This window comes from Phytohabitans rumicis (assembly GCF_011764445.1).
Classification (GTDB): domain Bacteria; phylum Actinomycetota; class Actinomycetes; order Mycobacteriales; family Micromonosporaceae; genus Phytohabitans; species Phytohabitans rumicis.
This window is the reverse complement of sequence record NZ_BLPG01000001.1, coordinates 3,635,325-3,651,114: the sequence shown is the minus strand read 5'-3', so window position 1 is coordinate 3,651,114 and position 15,790 is coordinate 3,635,325. Positions and strand designations below refer to the sequence as shown.

The following is a 15,790-nucleotide window of genomic DNA, read 5'->3' as shown; positions in this document are numbered from 1 at the left end:
GTAACCGGATACGCCTTGCGTCGCAAACTAGCCTTTCGCCTACGCTGTGCCGCGGACATTCATGAAGCGGCATCGTGGTCTCCCCTCGACCACGAGGTCGAAGGCTCTCAACGAACCCCTCCAGTTGGGAAGGACAGTGTTCATGAGAAGGCTTACCCGCACGTTTGCGACAGCCGCGCTGGCCACGGCGCTGGCCGTGGTGGCGGGCTGCAGCTCTGACGAGCCCGAGGAGACCGGCGGCGGCAACAACGCCGCCGCCAACGGCACACCGGTGAAGGTGACGTACCTCACGTCGTTCGGCAACTTTGGCCGCGACTCGTACGCCTGGGTCGCGCTCGAAAAGGGATTTTTCCGAGACGCCGGATTCGAGGTCGACGTCCAGAAGGGCCAGGGGACCGGCGGCAACATCACCGCCATCGTGAGCGGCAAGGCCGACTACACCCCGATCGACCTCACCGGTGGCCTTCTGCAGCTCGGTAAGGGCGTCAAGGACTTCACGGCGGTCGCCGCGATCCAGCAGCGCACGATGGCCGCCATCGCCACCACCGAGGACAAGAACATCAAGACCCCGAAGGACCTGGAGGGCAAGACGCTCGCCGACACCCCCGGGTCCGTGGTGCGCAACCTCTTCCCGACGTACGCCAAGTTGGCGAAGATCGACTACAACAAGGTCAAGTGGCAGGACGGCGAGGCGGCGACGCTGATCGCGACGCTCGGGTCCGGAAAGGTCGACGGCATCGGGCAGTTCGTCGTGGGCCGTCCGACCATCGCCGCGGTCACCAAAAAGACCCCGGTCTTCCTGCCGTACAGCGACTACCTCACCGACCTCTACGGCAACGTGCTGGTCACCTCGACCAAGAACGCCAAGGAGAAGCCCGACCAGGTCAAGGCGTTCGCCGCGGCTCTGCTGAAGGGCCTGGAGTACGCGCTGGCCAACCCCAAGGAGGCCGCCGACATCCTGAAGGCGAAGGACCCGACCGCCAACCCGGTCGCGGCCCAGGCCGAACTGGAGCTGATGGGCGCGTTCGTCCGGTCCGCCGGCAGCGGTGAGAAGATCGGCACGATCGACACCCAGCGGGTGGCGCGGAGCATCGCGATCCTGCAGGGCGCGGGCCAGGTCCCGGCCGGCCTGACCCCGGAGCAGATCATCTCCGTCGACCTGACGCCGAAGGCATAGTCCTTCGGACGGCGAGGCGGGTGTGGCGGCCGGAACCGGCCGCCACACCCGGACATCTGCGCAGCAAGGAGCCTGACATGAACGAGACGTCCGTCGCCCCGGCACCCGTCGCGGCGCCGCCGGTCAGGACCCGGGTACGGCTGCCCGGGGTCGTCTACCCGGTGGCCGGACTGGTCGTCACGGTCTTCGTGTGGTGGCTGATCACGAGCGTGTTCCGCTGGGCCAACCCGGTGGTGCTGCCACCGCCGCAGGACGTGCTGCGAAACTTCAACACCAACCGCGACTTCGTGCTCAAGGGGACGCTGGTGACCTCCCTGGAGGTGGTGGTCGGCTTCCTGATCTCGTCGGCCGCCGGGTTCCTGATCGGACTCGTGCTGGCCGGCTCAAGGGTCCTGGAACGGATGTTCTCGCCGCTGCTGGTGGCGATCAACGCGGTACCGAAGATCGCTTTCGGCCCGATGCTCGTCGCCTGGCTGGGCTGGGGCCAGCCGCCGATCCAGTTCATGATCTTCGTGATGTCGTTCTTCCCCGTCGTGCTGGCTACCGTGACCGGCCTGACCAGGACACCGTCCGAGCTCGCCGAGATGGCCCGCTCGCTGGACGCGTCCCGCCGGCAGATGTTCGTCAAGGTACGACTGCCGTCCGCGCTTCCGCAGCTGTTCATCGGCCTGAAGCTCGCGCTGCCGCTGGCGTCGGTCGGCGCGGTCATCGGCGAGTTCCAGGCCGGCGACGCCGCCCGGCCGGGGCTGGGCTCGATCATCCTGCAGACCCTCGGGCAGGGCGACTCGGCGACCGCCTTCGGCGCCTTCGTGCTGATCGCCGGCACGACCATCGCGCTCTACTACGTCGTGGTCGGCGCCGAGCGCCTGCTGCTCCCGTGGGTGCGGGCCACTACTGAACGGTAAGTAATAAGGAAATCCGGGTACGGCGCACCGCCGTACCCGGATGTCGGTTTGTTCCTTAGCCGGCCAGCCGCCAGCGGCCGCTGCGGGCCACGAGCACGGTGAGCGCCTGCGGCATCAGGCCCGAGTGGTTGTCCGGGGTGATGCGGATCGGCCCGGAGATCCCGTCGAACTGCGAGGTCTCCAGGATCGCCCGGACGCTGTCCCGGTTGACGGTCGTGGCGCCCTGCAAGGCGTTGGTGACCATCTGCACGGCGTCCGCCGCGAACGACGAGAAGCCGTAGTAGCTGCCGTACTTGGCGGTGTAGTCGCGGAACCACTGCTTGCGGGCGGCCTTCGCCGGCGTGGTGGCGATGACGTCGTCGATGACCATCGTCTGGGTGAAGATCATGGTCGCGCCGTTGGTGGCGGCCTGTCCGGACAGGAAGAGGTCGCCGGCGGCGGCCGCGTCGAAGTACAGGCTGCCCTGGTAGTCGTCCTGGCGCGCGCTCGCCGCGGCGAGGTTGGCCTGGTCGGCGAACGTCCACACGACGATCGCGTCCGGCTGCTCCGCCAGGATCGTCGCCATCGGCTGGCTCACGTCGGTGTCGGTGCTCTTGACCTGCCCGGCCGCGACGACCTCGATCCCGGCCTTGCGGAGCGCGTCTTCCAGCGCGGCCCGGCCCTCCTTGCCATACGCGTCGTCGCTGTAGAGCAGCCCGACCGTCTTCTTGCCGGCGTTCTGCAGCTCGGACGTGAGGGCCGCGGCGCTGTCGGCGGCGTTCGGTGCCACCTTGAAGATCCAGCGCCGTTCGGCGACAGGCGTGACCACGTTGCTGGCCGGAGCGAGCGCGATGGTCGGAATCTTGCGGTCGTTCAACGTCTTGGCGGCGCCCACCACGCAATCCCCGCAGACGCCCATGACGACGGCCGCGACCTTCGGATTGTTGGCGAACTCGCCGACGTTGCTCAGCGACAGGCTCGGATCCGAGCGGTTGTCCTTGGCATCCAGCTTCAACTTCCGGTTGCCGAGCACGCCGGAGTCGTTGACCTGGTCGATCTTCAGCACCAGCGCCCGCTGGTACGCCTGGCCGATGGTGGCGGTCGGCCCGGACAGCTCCAGGTCGGCGCCGATGATGATCTCCTCGGTGTCCCCCGCCTCGTCGCCGAGTTGGCAGGCGGACACCGAAAGGACCAAGGTGGCTGCGGTGAGCGCCGAGAGCGCCACGGAGCGTATGGACCTCAACTTAGTCCTCCAGGTGGACGGCTCCGGCGAGAGTCAGTCCCCTGTGGAGTGACGCGCGGAGCCTGCCGTACGGTGTGTGCGCGGAGTGATGTGGAACCTGGAAAACCATGCCAATGGCGGGCGCTGGGGTCAAGCGGGGAGGCAAGGTGCTCCACGAGACAGTTGTCCCACATAGTGGTTACCGGCAAAGTTTATGCGCGTTAACTTTGCGGACATCAATGGCTACTATACCGGTGTTTGCCCTGGTCACGGGAGTATCGACGGGAAGGGGCGGAGTGAGCGGCGTGGGCATTGGGGACGGTGCGACCGTTTCCTGCCTGACTGAGGCTTCCCAAGGGGGTCCTCCTTCTGGTGAAATCGCGGCCGTGCCGCGTGCGGCGCTAGTCGCTGCACTCAGGCAGCCGGCCGGCGGGTCGCACGTGGAGACAACGACGGAGGCGATGTCGTGAGCACCGGACCTACGACCCTGCCCGAAAAAGGTGTGCAGGCCCGACGTGCTGCGCGCCGGTGGTTCCCGCGCCTGCGGGACGCCCGGATCAGGTCCAAACTCGCGCTGATCCTGGTCGTGCCGGTGGCCGCGGTACTCGCGCTGGCGACGGTGCGACTGGTCGACGTCGGCCGGGGCGCCTACGACGCCAGCCTCATCCGCGACCTGACCGCGCTGTCGGCGGACGTCGCCGCCCTCACGCAGGACATGCACAAGGAGCGGATGTCGGCGGCCGCCTTCCTCGCCGTGCAGAACAGCAAGGCGGACGACTACAACAACGCGATCCGGCGCACCGACGAGCGGATCGCGGCGTACACGGCGAAGCGCGAGGACCTCAGCGACGTGCCCGCGTCGGTCGAGAGCCGGTTGGACGAGATCGACCAGCACCTGGCCGCCCTCAACGGCCTGCGCCAGAACATGCAGGCCCGCCAGCAGCGGTCGGTGGGCGAGGCGGTGCTGCGCTACGGCAACATCCTGACCGACCTCGTGTCGTACGGCGAGGTGCTCGGCCAGCTGGCCGGCGAGGGCAACCTGGCCGAGGAGTTGCGCGCCCTCGACGCGTTCGCCAAGGCCAAGGCGGCCACCGCCGAGGAGGAGGCGGTCGTCTACGCCGCCCTGGTCCCCGGCGACGTGCTCGGCGAGGAGCAGCTCAACTCGTTCGTCGCGACGCTGACCGGGCAGGAGTCCGCCCAGCAGGCGTTCGGCCTGGTCGCCAACGGCACCCAGAAGGCCATCGCGGACGCCACGGTCACCGGCGACGCGATCAACCTGGCCTCCTCCAACGAGGCCCTGGTGACCCGCTCGATCGGCCAGCGGCCACTGATCAGCGCGGACGACGCGCGCAGGTCGATCAACGCGGTCGTCGACCTGATGCGCTTCGCCGAGATCAAGCTCGAAGAGAACGCGCTCGCCAACGCCGACGACGTCCGCGCGGCCGTCGTCCGGCAGGCCGTCGTCGAGTCGATCCTGGTCGTCATCACGCTCTTCATCGCTATCGCGCTGGCCGTCGTGCTGGCCCGGTCGCTCAACCAGTCGCTGCGCCGGCTCCGCGAGGGCGCGCTCGCCGTGGCCAACCGGGACCTGCCCGAAGCCGTGGCTCAGCTCCGCGACGTACGCAGCATCGGTGAGGGCGGGCCTGACGAGATCGTGCGACAAGTGCGCGACGCGATCCGATTGCCCAACCGCGACGAGGTCGGGCAGGTGGCACAGGCGTTCAACGTCGTACACCGGGAAGCCGTCCGGATCGCGGCCGAGCAGGCCGCCCTGCGGACCAGCGTCTCGGCGATGTTCCTCAACCTGGCCCGGCGCAGTCAGGCGCTGGTCGACCGGATGATCGGCGAGCTCGACATGATCGAGCGCGGCGAGGAGGACCCGAAGCGACTGGCCCAGCTCTTCCAGCTGGACCACCTCGCCACCCGAATGCGCCGCAACGACGAAAACCTGCTGGTGCTCGCCGGCGCCGACTCCACCGCCCCGCGCCGCGACGACGCGCTGCTGGTGGACGCGCTGCGCGCCGCCCAGTCCGAGGTGGAGCTCTACAACCGGATCGAGTTCGGCACGGTCGACACCGACATCTCGATCGCCGCCCACGCGGTCAACGACGTCGTACGGCTGATCGCCGAGCTGCTCGACAACGCCACCCGGTTCTCCCCGCCCAACACGGTCGTGGTCGCCGACGCCCGGCGCATCCGGGACTACGTGCTGATCCAGGTGGAAGACCGGGGCCTGGGCCTGACCGAGGAGCAGTTGGACGCGCTCAACCACCGGTTGGGCCAGCCGCCCGCGGTCGACGTGGCCGCGTTCCGGCTGATGGGCCTGGCCGTGGTGGGCCGGCTCGCCTCCCGGTACGGCATCCGCGTCGAGCTGCGGCCCAATGTGGAGGGCGGCACGGTCGCGCAGGTGACGCTGCCGAGCGGGATCGTCGTGCTGCCCAAGCCGCGGACCCGCGAGCAGGTGCTCACCCGGCCGCGCTCGCCGCTGGCCGTGGAGACCGGTCCGACCGCCAACGTGGGCACCCAGTCGGGCGGGTGGCCGCAGCCGATGACGCCCGCGGGGCGTACGTCGTCGGCGACCCTGTCCGACCCCTGGCTGGGCAAGGCGCCGGCGCAGTGGGACAGCGCCGTCCCGGTCAACGCGAGCGCGCAGACCAGCGCGTTCCCGACGCTGGGCCAGTCCCTAGCCGGCTCAGCCGCGGCGCAGGCCGGGATCGGCAGCCCCACGGTGGCGTACCCGACGGTGCAGTCATCGCCGCCGCCGCTGCGCCGGCCCGACGCACCGGTGATCCCGGCGACCGCGCACCCGATGACGCCGGCCGTGCTGCCGCCCTCGGGCCTGCCGTCGGGGCCGGTGGCCGGCTCCCCGGGTGTGGTGCCGCGCCCCGACGACGGCGGCGAGGTGCCGATCTACCGCGAGATGGAGGCGGTCTGGTTCCGGTCGCACGGCACGGCCTCCACCGAGATCTTCAAGATGCCGGCGGACGGCTACGCGTCGCCGCCGCCCCCGGTGAGCGCCCCGAGCCCGGTCGCCGCCAGCGCCGGCACCGGATACGCCCCCGCGGCGTCGTCCGGCACCCGCGGCGGATCGATGGGCGGCGGTTCCATGGGCGGATCGCTGCCCACCAGGACACCCGCCCCGCCGCCGGCCGCGTACGCGCCGCCGGTGGTGCCGGCAGCAGCCGTTCCGCCGCCCGCGCCGCCGCCGCCCAGCGAGCCCGTAGAAGCGGCCATTCCGCGCCCCAGGAGCGCCACTGACGAGCCGTGGCGTACCGCCGCGGATGAAGGGTGGCGTCTGGCTGAGCGGGCCGCTCAGCCGGCCAGCGCGGGCCAGACGCGGTCCGGCCTGCCCAAGCGGGTGCCCCAGGCACAGCTCGTGCCCGGTGGCGTCGACACGAAGGCCGCCCGGGATCGCGCCCGGCGCACCCCGGACGAGGTTCGCGGCCTGCTGTCGGCGTATCACCGGGGGGTGCAGCGCGGCCGGGCGGCCGGTACCGACCAGAACGGCTCTACCTCTACCAAGGAGACCAGCGGATGACGAGGCCAGCAGCGATGCAGGACATGGGTTGGCTGCTCAGCAACTTCGCCGACAGCGTGGCGGGTATCGCCCACGTCGTGGCGGTGTCGGCCGACGGCCTGCTCCTCGCGTCCTCGCGGGACCTGCCCGCCGACCGGGCTGATCAACTGGCCGCGATCACCTCCGGCGTGGTCAGCCTGACCGATGGCGCCTCCCGGATGTTCAGCGCCGGCAGCGTGCTGCAGACCGTCATCGAGATGGACAGCGGCTACCTCTTCCTGATGTCGATCAGCGACGGCTCCTCGATGGCCGTGCTCGCGGCGCGCAGCTGCGACGTGGGTCAGGTCGGATACGAGATGGCGCTTCTCGTCGAGCGGGTCGGGGCGGCGCTGTCGCCGGCGACCCGGGAGGCCGTCGCCCGCTAGGTCCTAAGTAGATAATGACGGTGACACCGGGACGACTACGGAAGGAGGTGACCGCGTCATGGTGGACCAACCGCGAGAAGACCCAAGGGGCGCGCTGGTCCGACCGTATGCGGTCACCCGCGGGCGCACCGAACCCCGCCGCGAAATCGCCCTTGAGGCGGTGCTCGTGGCGGACCCGGCCGCCGTACAGGAGTCCCGGTTCGCCGGCCACGACAAGCACCGCATCGCCACCGTCTGTGAAAACCGCGCACAGTCGCTGGCGGAAATAGCGGCCTACACCCGCCTGCCGTTGGGCGTCGCGCGGGTGCTTGTCGCCGACATGGTGGCTGAAGGTCTGCTAACGCTGCACAGTGCCGCTCCGGTCGAAGCCTATGAGGAGCGGATGGAACTGCTTGAGAGGGTGCTGAGTGGACTTCGCAGGCTATAGCCCTACTGGGGCTCGCCGGAGCAAGGCGATCACCTCCGCGAAGATCGTGGTCGCCGGCGGCTTCGGCGTGGGCAAGACGACGCTCGTCGGCGCGGTCTCCGAGATCACCCCGCTGACCACCGAGGCGGTGATGACCGCTGCGGGTGTGGGCATCGACGATCCCTCGAAGGTGCCGGGCAAGGAGACGACCACGGTCGCCATGGACTTCGGCCGCATCACGATGGCCGAAGACCTGATCCTCTACCTCTTCGGTACGCCGGGGCAGACCCGCTTCTGGTTCATGTGGGACGAGATCATCCGGGGTGCCGTCGGCGCCGCGGTGCTGGTCGACACCCGCCGGATCGCGGACGCGTTCGCGCCCTTGGACTACTTCGAGAACCGGCACCTGCCGTACCTGGTGGCGCTGAACGTCTTCGACGGCTCACCGCAGTACGAGCTGGAGGAGATCCGCGAGGCGCTGGCGATCGCGCCGCACGTGCCGCTCGTGATGTGCGACGCCCGGCAGCGCGACTCGGTCAAGCACGTGCTGGTCAACGTCGTCGAGCACGCGATGGTGACCCTGCGCGCCGAGCGTGGTGGCGGCCGCCAGCCCACCCCGGTGGGCTGATCCCTACTTCGTACGCCCGCCGCTGCCGGCGGCGGGCGGGCGAGCTAGTCGACCGGTAGGCGGTAGCCGCGCTTTACCACCGTCTGGACCACGCCCGGGGCTCCCAGGGCGGCCCGGAGGCGGGCCACGGCCATCTCCACGGCGTGCTCGTCGGCGCCGCGGGGCAGGGTACGCAGCAGGGCGGCCCGGGACAGCACCCGTCCCGGCGTCGACGCCAGCGCGCGCAGCACCGCCATCGGCGCCGGCGCCAGCGGACGCAGCTCGCCGTCGACCACGGCCGCGTGGCCGCGCAGCGTCAGCACGTGGCCACCCACCTTGAGGTTGACCGCCCGCTGCGGCAACTCGTCCACGATGGTGCGGACCAGCGCGCCGAGCCGGGCCCTGGACGGCGCGATCACCGGTACGCCGTGGCGGCGCAGCGGAGCCGCGGTGACCGGGCCGACGCAGGCCGCCAGCACGTCCGAGCGGAGCGCGTCGAGGACCGCGTCGCCACCCGCCCCGGCGGCGCGCAGCAGCGCACCCACGGCCGGCGCGGAGGTGAACGTCACCGCGTCCACGAGCCGGCCGGTGACCAGGTCGACCAGGCGGTGCAGGGGAGCGGGGTCGGTCGGCGGCGCCCAGCGGTAGACCGGCACCTCGATGACCGTCGCGCCGGCGGCCTCCAGGGCGGCGGTGCACTCCGGCTGGCGTTCACCGTGCAGCTGCATCGCGACGACCTGGCCGGCGACGCCGCGACTCTGTAGGTGCGCGATGACCTCGTCGCAGCTCTCCGACGCCGGCGACCACTCGTCGTGCAGCCCAGCGGCGCGGATCGCGCCCCGGGCCTTCGGCCCGCGGGTCACGATGTACGCCTCGCCGAGCACCGAGCGCAGCGGCTCGGCCAGCCCCCAGCCCTCGGCCGCCTCCAGCCAGCCGCGCATGCCGATGCCGGTGTTGGCCATCACCACGTCCGGCGGCGTTTCCAGGCAGGCACGGGTGGCGGCGCGCAGCTCGGTGTCGTCGGCGATCGGCACGATGCGCAGCGCCGGCGCCAGCACCACCCGGGCGCCGCGCCGTTCCAGCAGCGCCGCCAGCTCGTCGCGGCGGCGGTCGGCGGTTACCCCGACGGTGAAGCCAGAGAGCTCGTCGCTCATCCGGCCGCGACCTCGATGAAGCCGTCCCGCAGCCGGACCGGGTAGGTGCGTATGGCCACCTCGGGATCGTCCAGGCACTCGCCGGTGCGCAGGTCGTACACCTGCTTGTGCAGCGGCGAGGCCACCGTCGGGGCGTCGCCGCGGGTGCCGACGATGCCGCGCGACATCACGTACGCGCCGGCGATCGGGTCGCGGTTGTCGATGGCGTACAGCGCGTCGTCGTGCGTCCGGAAGATCGCCACCTGGGCGCCGCCCACCAGTGCGGCCACGCCGCGTTCCGGCTCCAGCCTCGGGAACGGGCAGACCGTGACCCACTGCGCCGCCAGAGTGTCCGTCATGGGCGTACTCCTATGGTCGGAAGTCCGAGCGCCACGGGTCGGCGCTCGCCCAGAGCCGGGACCGGCTGCCCACGCTCGACGTCGAAGCTGATCGACGGATCGGGGGTGTCCGGCGCGTTGACGAAGGAGGCGAACCGGCGCAGCCGTTCCGGATCCTCGATGGTCGCCCGCCACTCGTCCTCGTACAGGTCGACGTGGCGCGCCATCGCGGCGTCGAGTTCGGCGCACAGCCCGAGCGAGTCGTCGACGATCACGGCGCGCAGGTGGTCGAGGCCGCCGTCCATCGCCTCGATCCAGGCGGCGGTGCGCTGAAGGCGGTCGGCGGTGCGGATGTAGAACATCAGGAACCGGTCGATGTACGTGACCAGGTCGTCGGTGGACAGGTCGCTGGCGAACAGGTCGGCGTGGCGCGGGCGGAAGCCGCCGTTGCCACCGACGTACAGGTTCCAGCCGTTGTCCGTGGCGATGATGCCGAAGTCCTTGCTGCGGGCCTCGGCGCACTCCCGGGCGCAGCCGGACACCGCAGACTTGATCTTGTGGGGTGCGCGCAGGCCCCGGTAGCGCAGCTCCAGGGCGACCGCGAGCCCGACCGAGTCCTGTACGCCGTACCGGCACCAGGTGGAGCCGACGCACGACTTGATGGTGCGCAGCGCCTTGCCGTACGCGTGGCCGGACTCGAACCCGGCGTCGACCAGCCGGCGCCAGATCTGCGGGAGCTGCTCCACCCGGGCGCCGAAGAGGTCGATGCGCTGGCCGCCGGTGATCTTCGTGTAGAGGTTGAAGTCGCGGGCCACCTCGCCGATGACGATCAGCTTTTCCGGTGTGATCTCGCCGCCCGGGATCCGCGGCACGACCGAGTACGTCCCGTCGCGCTGGATGTTGGCCAGGAAGTGGTCGTTGGTGTCCTGCAGGCTGGCCTGCTCGCCGTCCAGGACGTACCCGTTGCCCAGCGAGGCCAGGATCGACGCCACCGCAGGCTTGCAGATGTCGCAGCCGCGCCCGCGGCCGTGCTCGGTGACGAGCTGGGAGAACGTGCGGATGCCGCGCACCTGGACGATCTCGAAGAGCTCCTGCCGGCTGTGGTCGAAGTGCTCACAGAGCGCCTTGGACAGCTGCACGCCGGCGACGGACAGCAGCTGCTTGAGCATCGGTACGCAGGAGCCGCAGCTCGTCCCCGCGCGGGTGCACGCCTTGATGGCCGGCACGTCCGTGTAGCCCTCGTGGATCGCGCCGATGATCTGGTCCTTGGTCACCGCGTTGCAGGAGCAGACCTGCGCGGTACCCGGCAGGGCGTCGATGCCGGCCCCGGTGCCCCCTCGGAGGCGGGCGCGAGCAGCGCGAGCGGCGGGCCGGGCAGCGCGCCACCCACGCTCGCGCGCAGCGTCGGGTACGCCGACGCGTCGCCCACCAGCACGCCGCCGAGCAGGGTCTGGGCGTCGTCGGAGAGCACCAGCTTGGCGTACACGCGGGTGGCCGGGTCGGTGAACGTGACGTCGAGGCAGCCCTCGGTGGTGCCGTGCGCGTCGCCGAAGGAGGCCACGTCGACGCCGAGCAGCTTGAGCTTGGTGGACAGGTCGGCGCCGGGGAACGTGGCCGGCCCGCCGAGCAGCCGGTCGGCGACCACCTCTGCCATCGCGTACCCGGGTGCGACGAGGCCGTAGCAGCGCCCGTCGACCGCCGCGCACTCGCCGATCGCCCAGATCCGGTCGTCGGAGGTCTGGCAGGAGGCGTCGACCAGGATGCCGCCGCGCTCGCCCACCGCGACGCCGGCGTCGCGGGCCACGTCGTCGCGGGGCCGGACGCCGGCCGCCACCACCACGAGGTCCGCCTGGATCCACGACCCGTCAGAGAGCACCAGACCATGCACTGTGCTGGCAGAGGTTCCGGCCTGGCGGCCGAGACCGTCCTGACGAGGGCGGATCGCGGTCGTCGCGGTGCCGGTGTGCACCTTGACGTCGAGATCCTCCACATACCGGCGCAGCATCGCGCCGCCGGCCTCGTCCACCTGCACCGGCATCAGCCGCGGCGCGAACTCCACCACGTGCGTGGACAGGCCCAGCAGGCGCAGCGCGTTGGCGGCCTCCAGCCCGAGCAGGCCGCCACCGATCACCGCGCCCGTGCGCTTGCCCTTGGCGAAGTCGCGGATCGCCTCCAGGTCGTCCAGCGTGCGATAGACGAACACGCCGGTCAGGTCGGCGCCGTCGACCGGCGGCACGAACGGGTACGACCCGGTCGCGAACACGAGCGCGTCGTACGGGTACTCGCCGCCCCCGGTGACCGCGACCCGGCGGTCCCGGTCGACGCGTACCACCGGCTCGCCGAGGCGCAGGTCGACCCCGTCGTCGGGGGTGTGCACGCTGAGCTCCTCGGCGGTCACCCCGTCGAAGAAGGCGGACAGCCGCACCCGGTCGTACGCGGCGCGCCCCTCCTCGGCCAACACGGTTACCCGCCACTGCCCCGCGGAGTCCCGCGAACGCAGCGCCTCCACGAAGCGCTGACCGACCATGCCGTTGCCGACGACGACGAGGTGTTTCATGCGGCGACCTCCGCCGAGTCCACTGTGGATAGCCAATCGACAATGCCCTCCACCGCGTCGCGGCACGTGCCGCACCCGGTGGTGGCCCGAGTCGCGGCGACCACGTCGTCGACGGACCGGGCACCGGCGCGCCAGCAGCGCACGAGTGTCCCCTTGGTGACCGTGTTGCACTGGCAGACCGTGGCCGCGTCCGGCATCAGGGCGGGCGACTCCGCCTGCGTCGCGGCCGGGATCCCGATCGCCCGGCCGAGCAGCAGCGCCCGGCGGTCGACCGGCACCGGCGTACCGCGGTCGAACAGCTGGATCACCGTGCCGACCGCCGGGTTGTCGCCCAGCATGATGGCGCCGGTCAGCCGCTCGCCGACGATCGTCAGCTTCGCGTACGTGCCGCGGACCGGGTCGGCGAAGCTCAGCTCCTCCGCGCCGTCGGTCGGCGCCGACGTACCCATGGCGGCGAGGTCGATGCCCGCGGCCTTCAGACGCGTGACCACCGGCAGGGGCCGGTAGCGGGCGAGCGGGTCGCCGCCGGAGAGCACCCGCGCGACGATCCGCGCCTGCTCCCAGGCCGGCGCCACCAGGCCGCTGACCACGCCCTCGTGCTGGGCGCAGTCGCCGATCGCGGAGATGGCCGGGTCGCTGGTGCGCATCCGGTCGTCGACCACGATGCCCCGCTCCACGGTCAGCCCGGCCGTGCCGGCCAGCCCGGTCTCCGGCCGTACCCCGCAGGCGACGACGAGCAGGTCGGCGCGCAACTCGCGGCCGCCGGCCAGGCCGAGCGTGACGCCGCCGGCGTCGGCCGACACCGAGGCGGCCATCGCGTCGAGGTGCGCGGTGATGCCGAGGCTGGACAGGGTGCGTACCAGGACCGCGCTCGCGGCGGGGTCGAGCTGGCGCTCCATGAGATGGCCGACCGCGTGCACGACCTGGGTATCCAGGCCCCGGGCCGCTAGGCCGCGCGCGGCCTCCAGGCCGAGCAGACCACCACCGAGTACGAGGGCGCTGCGCGCCTCCGACGCGGTGGCGAGGATCCGCCGGCAGTCGTCGAGGGTGCGAAACACGGCGACCCGGTCGGGCAGGTCGTTGGCGTCGATCCCGAGCGGCGGGATGATCGCGCGGCTGCCGGTGGCGAGCACGAGGTGGTCGTACTCGATCTGCTCGCCGTTGTCGGTCGTGAGCGTGCGCGCGGCGCGGTCGATCGCGGTGACCGTGACGCCCGGGCGCAGGTCGATGCCGTGCCCGGCGGCCTCGGTGATCTCCACGTCGCGCTCGCGCACCTTGCCGGCGAGCACACTCGACAGCATGATCCGGTTGTACGCGCGGTGCCGCTCGGCGCCGAGGACGGTGATCTTCATGTCCGGACCGCGGTCGCGTAGCTCCGCCGCCAGCCGGCTGCCGGCCATGCCGTACCCGATGATCACAACTCTCATGTGGTTGCTGCTTCCACTCTGACTGCGCACACCTTGAACTCCGGCATTCGAGACGTCGGGTCGAGGGCGTCACTCGTCAGTGAGTTGGCCCGGGCCGCACCGCCCCAGTGGAACGGTGCGAAAACGGTGTCGGGACGGATCGTCTCGGTGAGCCGTGCCGGGGCGCGCATCTGGCCCCGCCGGCTGGTCACCGTGACCTCGTCGCCGCTGTCCACCCCGAGCCGGGCGGCCAGGTCGGGGTGCATCTCCACGAAGGCGTTCGGCGCGGCCTTGCGCAGCGGGTCGATGCGCCGCGTCTGCGCGCCGGACTGGTAGTGCGCGAGCACCCGGCCGGTAGTCAGGTACAGCGGGTACTCCGCGTCGGGCTCCTCGGCGGCCGGTCGGTGCTCGACCGCCAGAAACCGGGCTCGCCCGTCCGGGGTGGCAAAGCTGTCGAGGAAGAGCCGCGGCGTGCCCGGCCGGTCCACCGATGGGCACGGCCAGAACACGCCGTCCTCAGCGTCGACCCGCTCCCACGTCACGCCTGCGTAGTCGGCCGCGCCTCCGGCCGAGGCACGCCGCAGCTCCTCGAACACGGCGCGCGGTTCGGTGGTGAACCGTGCACCGGTGCCGAGCCGGGAGGCCAGCTCGGCAATCACCGCCAGGTCCGTCCTCACACCTGGCGGTGGCTTGCGGAGGGCATGGCGCCGCAGCACCCGCCCCTCCAGATTGGTCATCGTGCCGTCCTCCTCCGCCCACTGGGCGGTGGGGAAGACCACGTCGGCGATCGCCGCGGTCTCGGACAGCACGAAGTCGGCGACGACCAGCAGGTCGAGGCTCTTCAGCCGGCCCTCGATGTGGGCGGCGCGCGGCGCGGACACCACCGGGTTGGACCCGAAGACCAGCAGCGCCTTCGGCCCCGCCGGCGTGCCCAGCGAGTCCAGCAGCTCGTACGCCGAGGGCCCCGGCCCGGGCAGCTCGTCCGGGTCGACGCCCCACACCGCCGCCACGTGGGCGCGCGCGGCCGGGTCGTCGATCTTCCGGTACCCGGGGAGCTGGTCGGCCTTCTGGCCGTGCTCGCGCCCGCCCTGCCCGTTGCCCTGGCCGGTCAGGCAGCCATAGCCGGACCCCGGCCGTCCGGGCAGGCCGAGCGCGAGCCCCAGATTGATGTATGCGGTGACGGTGTCGACGCCCTTGGCGTGCTGCTCGGCGCCGCGGGCGGTGAGGATGATGGCGGTCCCCGCGGTGGCGAGCGCGCGGGCGGCCGCCTCCATGTCGGCGACGGGTACGCCGGTCAGCCGCTCCACCCGGGCCGGCCAGTAGCTGGCGACCACGCGGCGTACGTCGTCGAAGCCGGTGGTGCGGCTCGCGACGTACTCCTCGTCGATCCAGCCCTCGCTCAGGGCGATGTGCAGCATCGCGTTGGCGAGCGCGAGGTCGGTGCCGGGCGTCGGCTGCAGGTGCAGGCTGGCCTGGCGGGCCGTGGCGGTGGCGCGCGGGTCGATCACGATGAGCGTGCCGCCGCGTTCCTTCTGCTCGGTCAGGTAGCGCGCGAACGGCGGCATCGTCTCGGCGACGTTGGCCCCGACGAGCAGCAGCGTATCGGCCTCGCCGATGTCGGCCAGGGGGAAGGGGAGCCCTCGGTCGACGCCGAACGCCCGCATGCCCGCCGCGGCCGCCGACGACATGCAGAAGCGGCCGTTGTAGTCGATGTTCTTCGTGTGCAGGCCCACCCGGGCGAACTTGCCCAGCGCGTACGCCTTCTCGTTGGTGAGCCCGCCGCCGCCGAAGATCGCGACCGCGTCCTTGCCGTGCGTCTCCTGTATCCCCGTGATGGCGGTAGCGACCCGGTCGAGCGCCTCGTCCCAGGTGGCCGGGCGCAGCTCGCCGTCCTGCCGGACCAGGGGTGTGGTCAGCCGGTCGGGGTGGTCGAGCAGCTCCGCCGCGGTCCACCCCTTCTGGCACAGCCCGCCGCGGTTGGTCGGGAACTGCCGGGGGTGAACCTCCACGCTGCCGGCCGGGGTGGCCCGCAGCATCATGCCGCACTGCAGCGCACAGTAGGGACAATGTGTGGCGACCTCTCGGGTCGCCGTCACATCCTCCACACTCGCTGTCATG

General features: G+C 71.5%; 11 protein-coding genes and 1 pseudogene. 6 read left to right on the top strand and 6 right to left on the bottom strand.

Annotated elements, in window-relative coordinates; translation table 11 throughout:
- Window positions 1-142 precede the first annotated feature (142 nt).
- Window positions 143-1,177, top strand: coding sequence for an ABC transporter substrate-binding protein (locus tag Prum_RS16010; protein WP_173077299.1), 1,035 nt, complete (start codon window positions 143-145; stop codon window positions 1,175-1,177).
- Between the two features lie 77 nt (window positions 1,178-1,254).
- A complete protein-coding gene (locus Prum_RS16005) occupies window positions 1,255-2,082 on the top strand; it encodes an ABC transporter permease (RefSeq protein WP_173077298.1) in 828 nt (275 codons plus the stop codon).
- A 55-nt stretch (window positions 2,083-2,137) separates the two neighbouring features.
- Here the strand turns inward: Prum_RS16005 and Prum_RS16000 are convergent, their stop codons facing one another.
- Window positions 2,138-3,304, bottom strand: coding sequence for an ABC transporter substrate-binding protein (locus Prum_RS16000; RefSeq protein ID WP_173077297.1), 1,167 nt, complete (start codon window positions 3,302-3,304; stop codon window positions 2,138-2,140).
- Window positions 3,305-3,749: 445 nt separating this feature from the next.
- Here Prum_RS16000 and Prum_RS15995 point away from each other — a divergent pair, with 445 nt between their 5' ends.
- Genes Prum_RS15995 through Prum_RS15980 form a run of 4 tightly spaced genes read left to right on the top strand, consistent with a single transcriptional unit; the run spans window position 3,750 to window position 8,259 of the window.
- Window positions 3,750-6,821, top strand: coding sequence for a sensor histidine kinase (locus Prum_RS15995; protein WP_173077296.1), 3,072 nt, complete (start codon window positions 3,750-3,752; stop codon window positions 6,819-6,821).
- Window positions 6,818-7,225: a roadblock/LC7 domain-containing protein gene (locus tag Prum_RS15990; RefSeq protein WP_173077295.1), complete on the top strand. Its 408-nt coding sequence runs from the start codon at window positions 6,818-6,820 to the stop codon at window positions 7,223-7,225. The genes Prum_RS15995 and Prum_RS15990 overlap by 4 nt, the downstream gene beginning before the upstream one ends.
- 58 nt (window positions 7,226-7,283) lie before the next feature.
- Window positions 7,284-7,652 (top strand): DUF742 domain-containing protein, encoded by a 369-nt coding sequence (locus tag Prum_RS15985; protein ID WP_371871235.1) that lies wholly within the window; start codon window positions 7,284-7,286, stop codon window positions 7,650-7,652.
- Window positions 7,633-8,259 (top strand): GTP-binding protein, encoded by a 627-nt coding sequence (locus Prum_RS15980; RefSeq protein WP_173077294.1) that lies wholly within the window; start codon window positions 7,633-7,635, stop codon window positions 8,257-8,259. Before Prum_RS15985 ends, Prum_RS15980 begins: the two co-directional genes overlap by 20 nt.
- A 44-nt stretch (window positions 8,260-8,303) precedes the next feature.
- On the opposite strand, the gene Prum_RS15975 is transcribed toward Prum_RS15980, so the two are convergent.
- From Prum_RS15975 to Prum_RS15955, 5 genes and pseudogenes are all read right to left on the bottom strand, one after another.
- Window positions 8,304-9,392 carry a uroporphyrinogen-III synthase gene (locus Prum_RS15975; RefSeq protein WP_173077293.1) on the bottom strand — a complete coding sequence of 363 codons (1,089 nt, stop codon included), beginning with the start codon at window positions 9,390-9,392 and terminating at the stop codon, window positions 8,304-8,306.
- On the bottom strand, window positions 9,389-9,730 hold the full coding sequence (gene nirD, locus Prum_RS15970; protein WP_173077292.1) for a nitrite reductase small subunit NirD: 342 nt from the start codon (window positions 9,728-9,730) through the stop codon (window positions 9,389-9,391). Before nirD ends, Prum_RS15975 begins: the two co-directional genes overlap by 4 nt.
- Window positions 9,727-12,266: pseudogene (gene nirB, locus Prum_RS15965) on the bottom strand (nitrite reductase large subunit NirB). The gene nirD and the pseudogene nirB overlap by 4 nt, the downstream one beginning before the upstream one ends.
- Complete coding sequence (locus tag Prum_RS15960; protein WP_173077291.1) at window positions 12,263-13,693, bottom strand: FAD-dependent oxidoreductase; 1,431 nt, start codon at window positions 13,691-13,693, stop codon at window positions 12,263-12,265. Before Prum_RS15960 ends, nirB begins: the two are co-directional and overlap by 4 nt.
- The gene (locus Prum_RS15955) at window positions 13,690-15,789 is read right to left on the bottom strand and encodes a molybdopterin oxidoreductase family protein (RefSeq protein WP_173077290.1); all 2,100 of its coding nucleotides are present in this window, start codon (window positions 15,787-15,789) and stop codon (window positions 13,690-13,692) included. The genes Prum_RS15960 and Prum_RS15955 overlap by 4 nt, the downstream gene beginning before the upstream one ends.
- Window position 15,790 lies beyond the last annotated feature (1 nt).

What these genes read in the sequence shown, in the direction of transcription:
- Prum_RS15990 (WP_173077295.1), top strand. Translation starts at nt 6,818, where the DNA reads ATGACGAGGCCAGCAGCGATGCAGGACATGGGTTGGCTGCTCAGCAAC.
- Prum_RS15955 (WP_173077290.1), bottom strand. Translation starts at nt 15,789, where the DNA reads ATGACAGCGAGTGTGGAGGATGTGACGGCGACCCGAGAGGTCGCCACA.
- Prum_RS15985 (WP_371871235.1), top strand. Translation starts at nt 7,284, where the DNA reads ATGGTGGACCAACCGCGAGAAGACCCAAGGGGCGCGCTGGTCCGACCG.
- nirD (WP_173077292.1), bottom strand. Translation starts at nt 9,730, where the DNA reads ATGACGGACACTCTGGCGGCGCAGTGGGTCACGGTCTGCCCGTTCCCG.
- Prum_RS16005 (WP_173077298.1), top strand. Translation starts at nt 1,255, where the DNA reads ATGAACGAGACGTCCGTCGCCCCGGCACCCGTCGCGGCGCCGCCGGTC.
- Prum_RS16010 (WP_173077299.1), top strand. Translation starts at nt 143, where the DNA reads ATGAGAAGGCTTACCCGCACGTTTGCGACAGCCGCGCTGGCCACGGCG.
- Prum_RS15960 (WP_173077291.1), bottom strand. Translation starts at nt 13,693, where the DNA reads ATGAGAGTTGTGATCATCGGGTACGGCATGGCCGGCAGCCGGCTGGCG.
- Prum_RS15975 (WP_173077293.1), bottom strand. Translation starts at nt 9,392, where the DNA reads ATGAGCGACGAGCTCTCTGGCTTCACCGTCGGGGTAACCGCCGACCGC.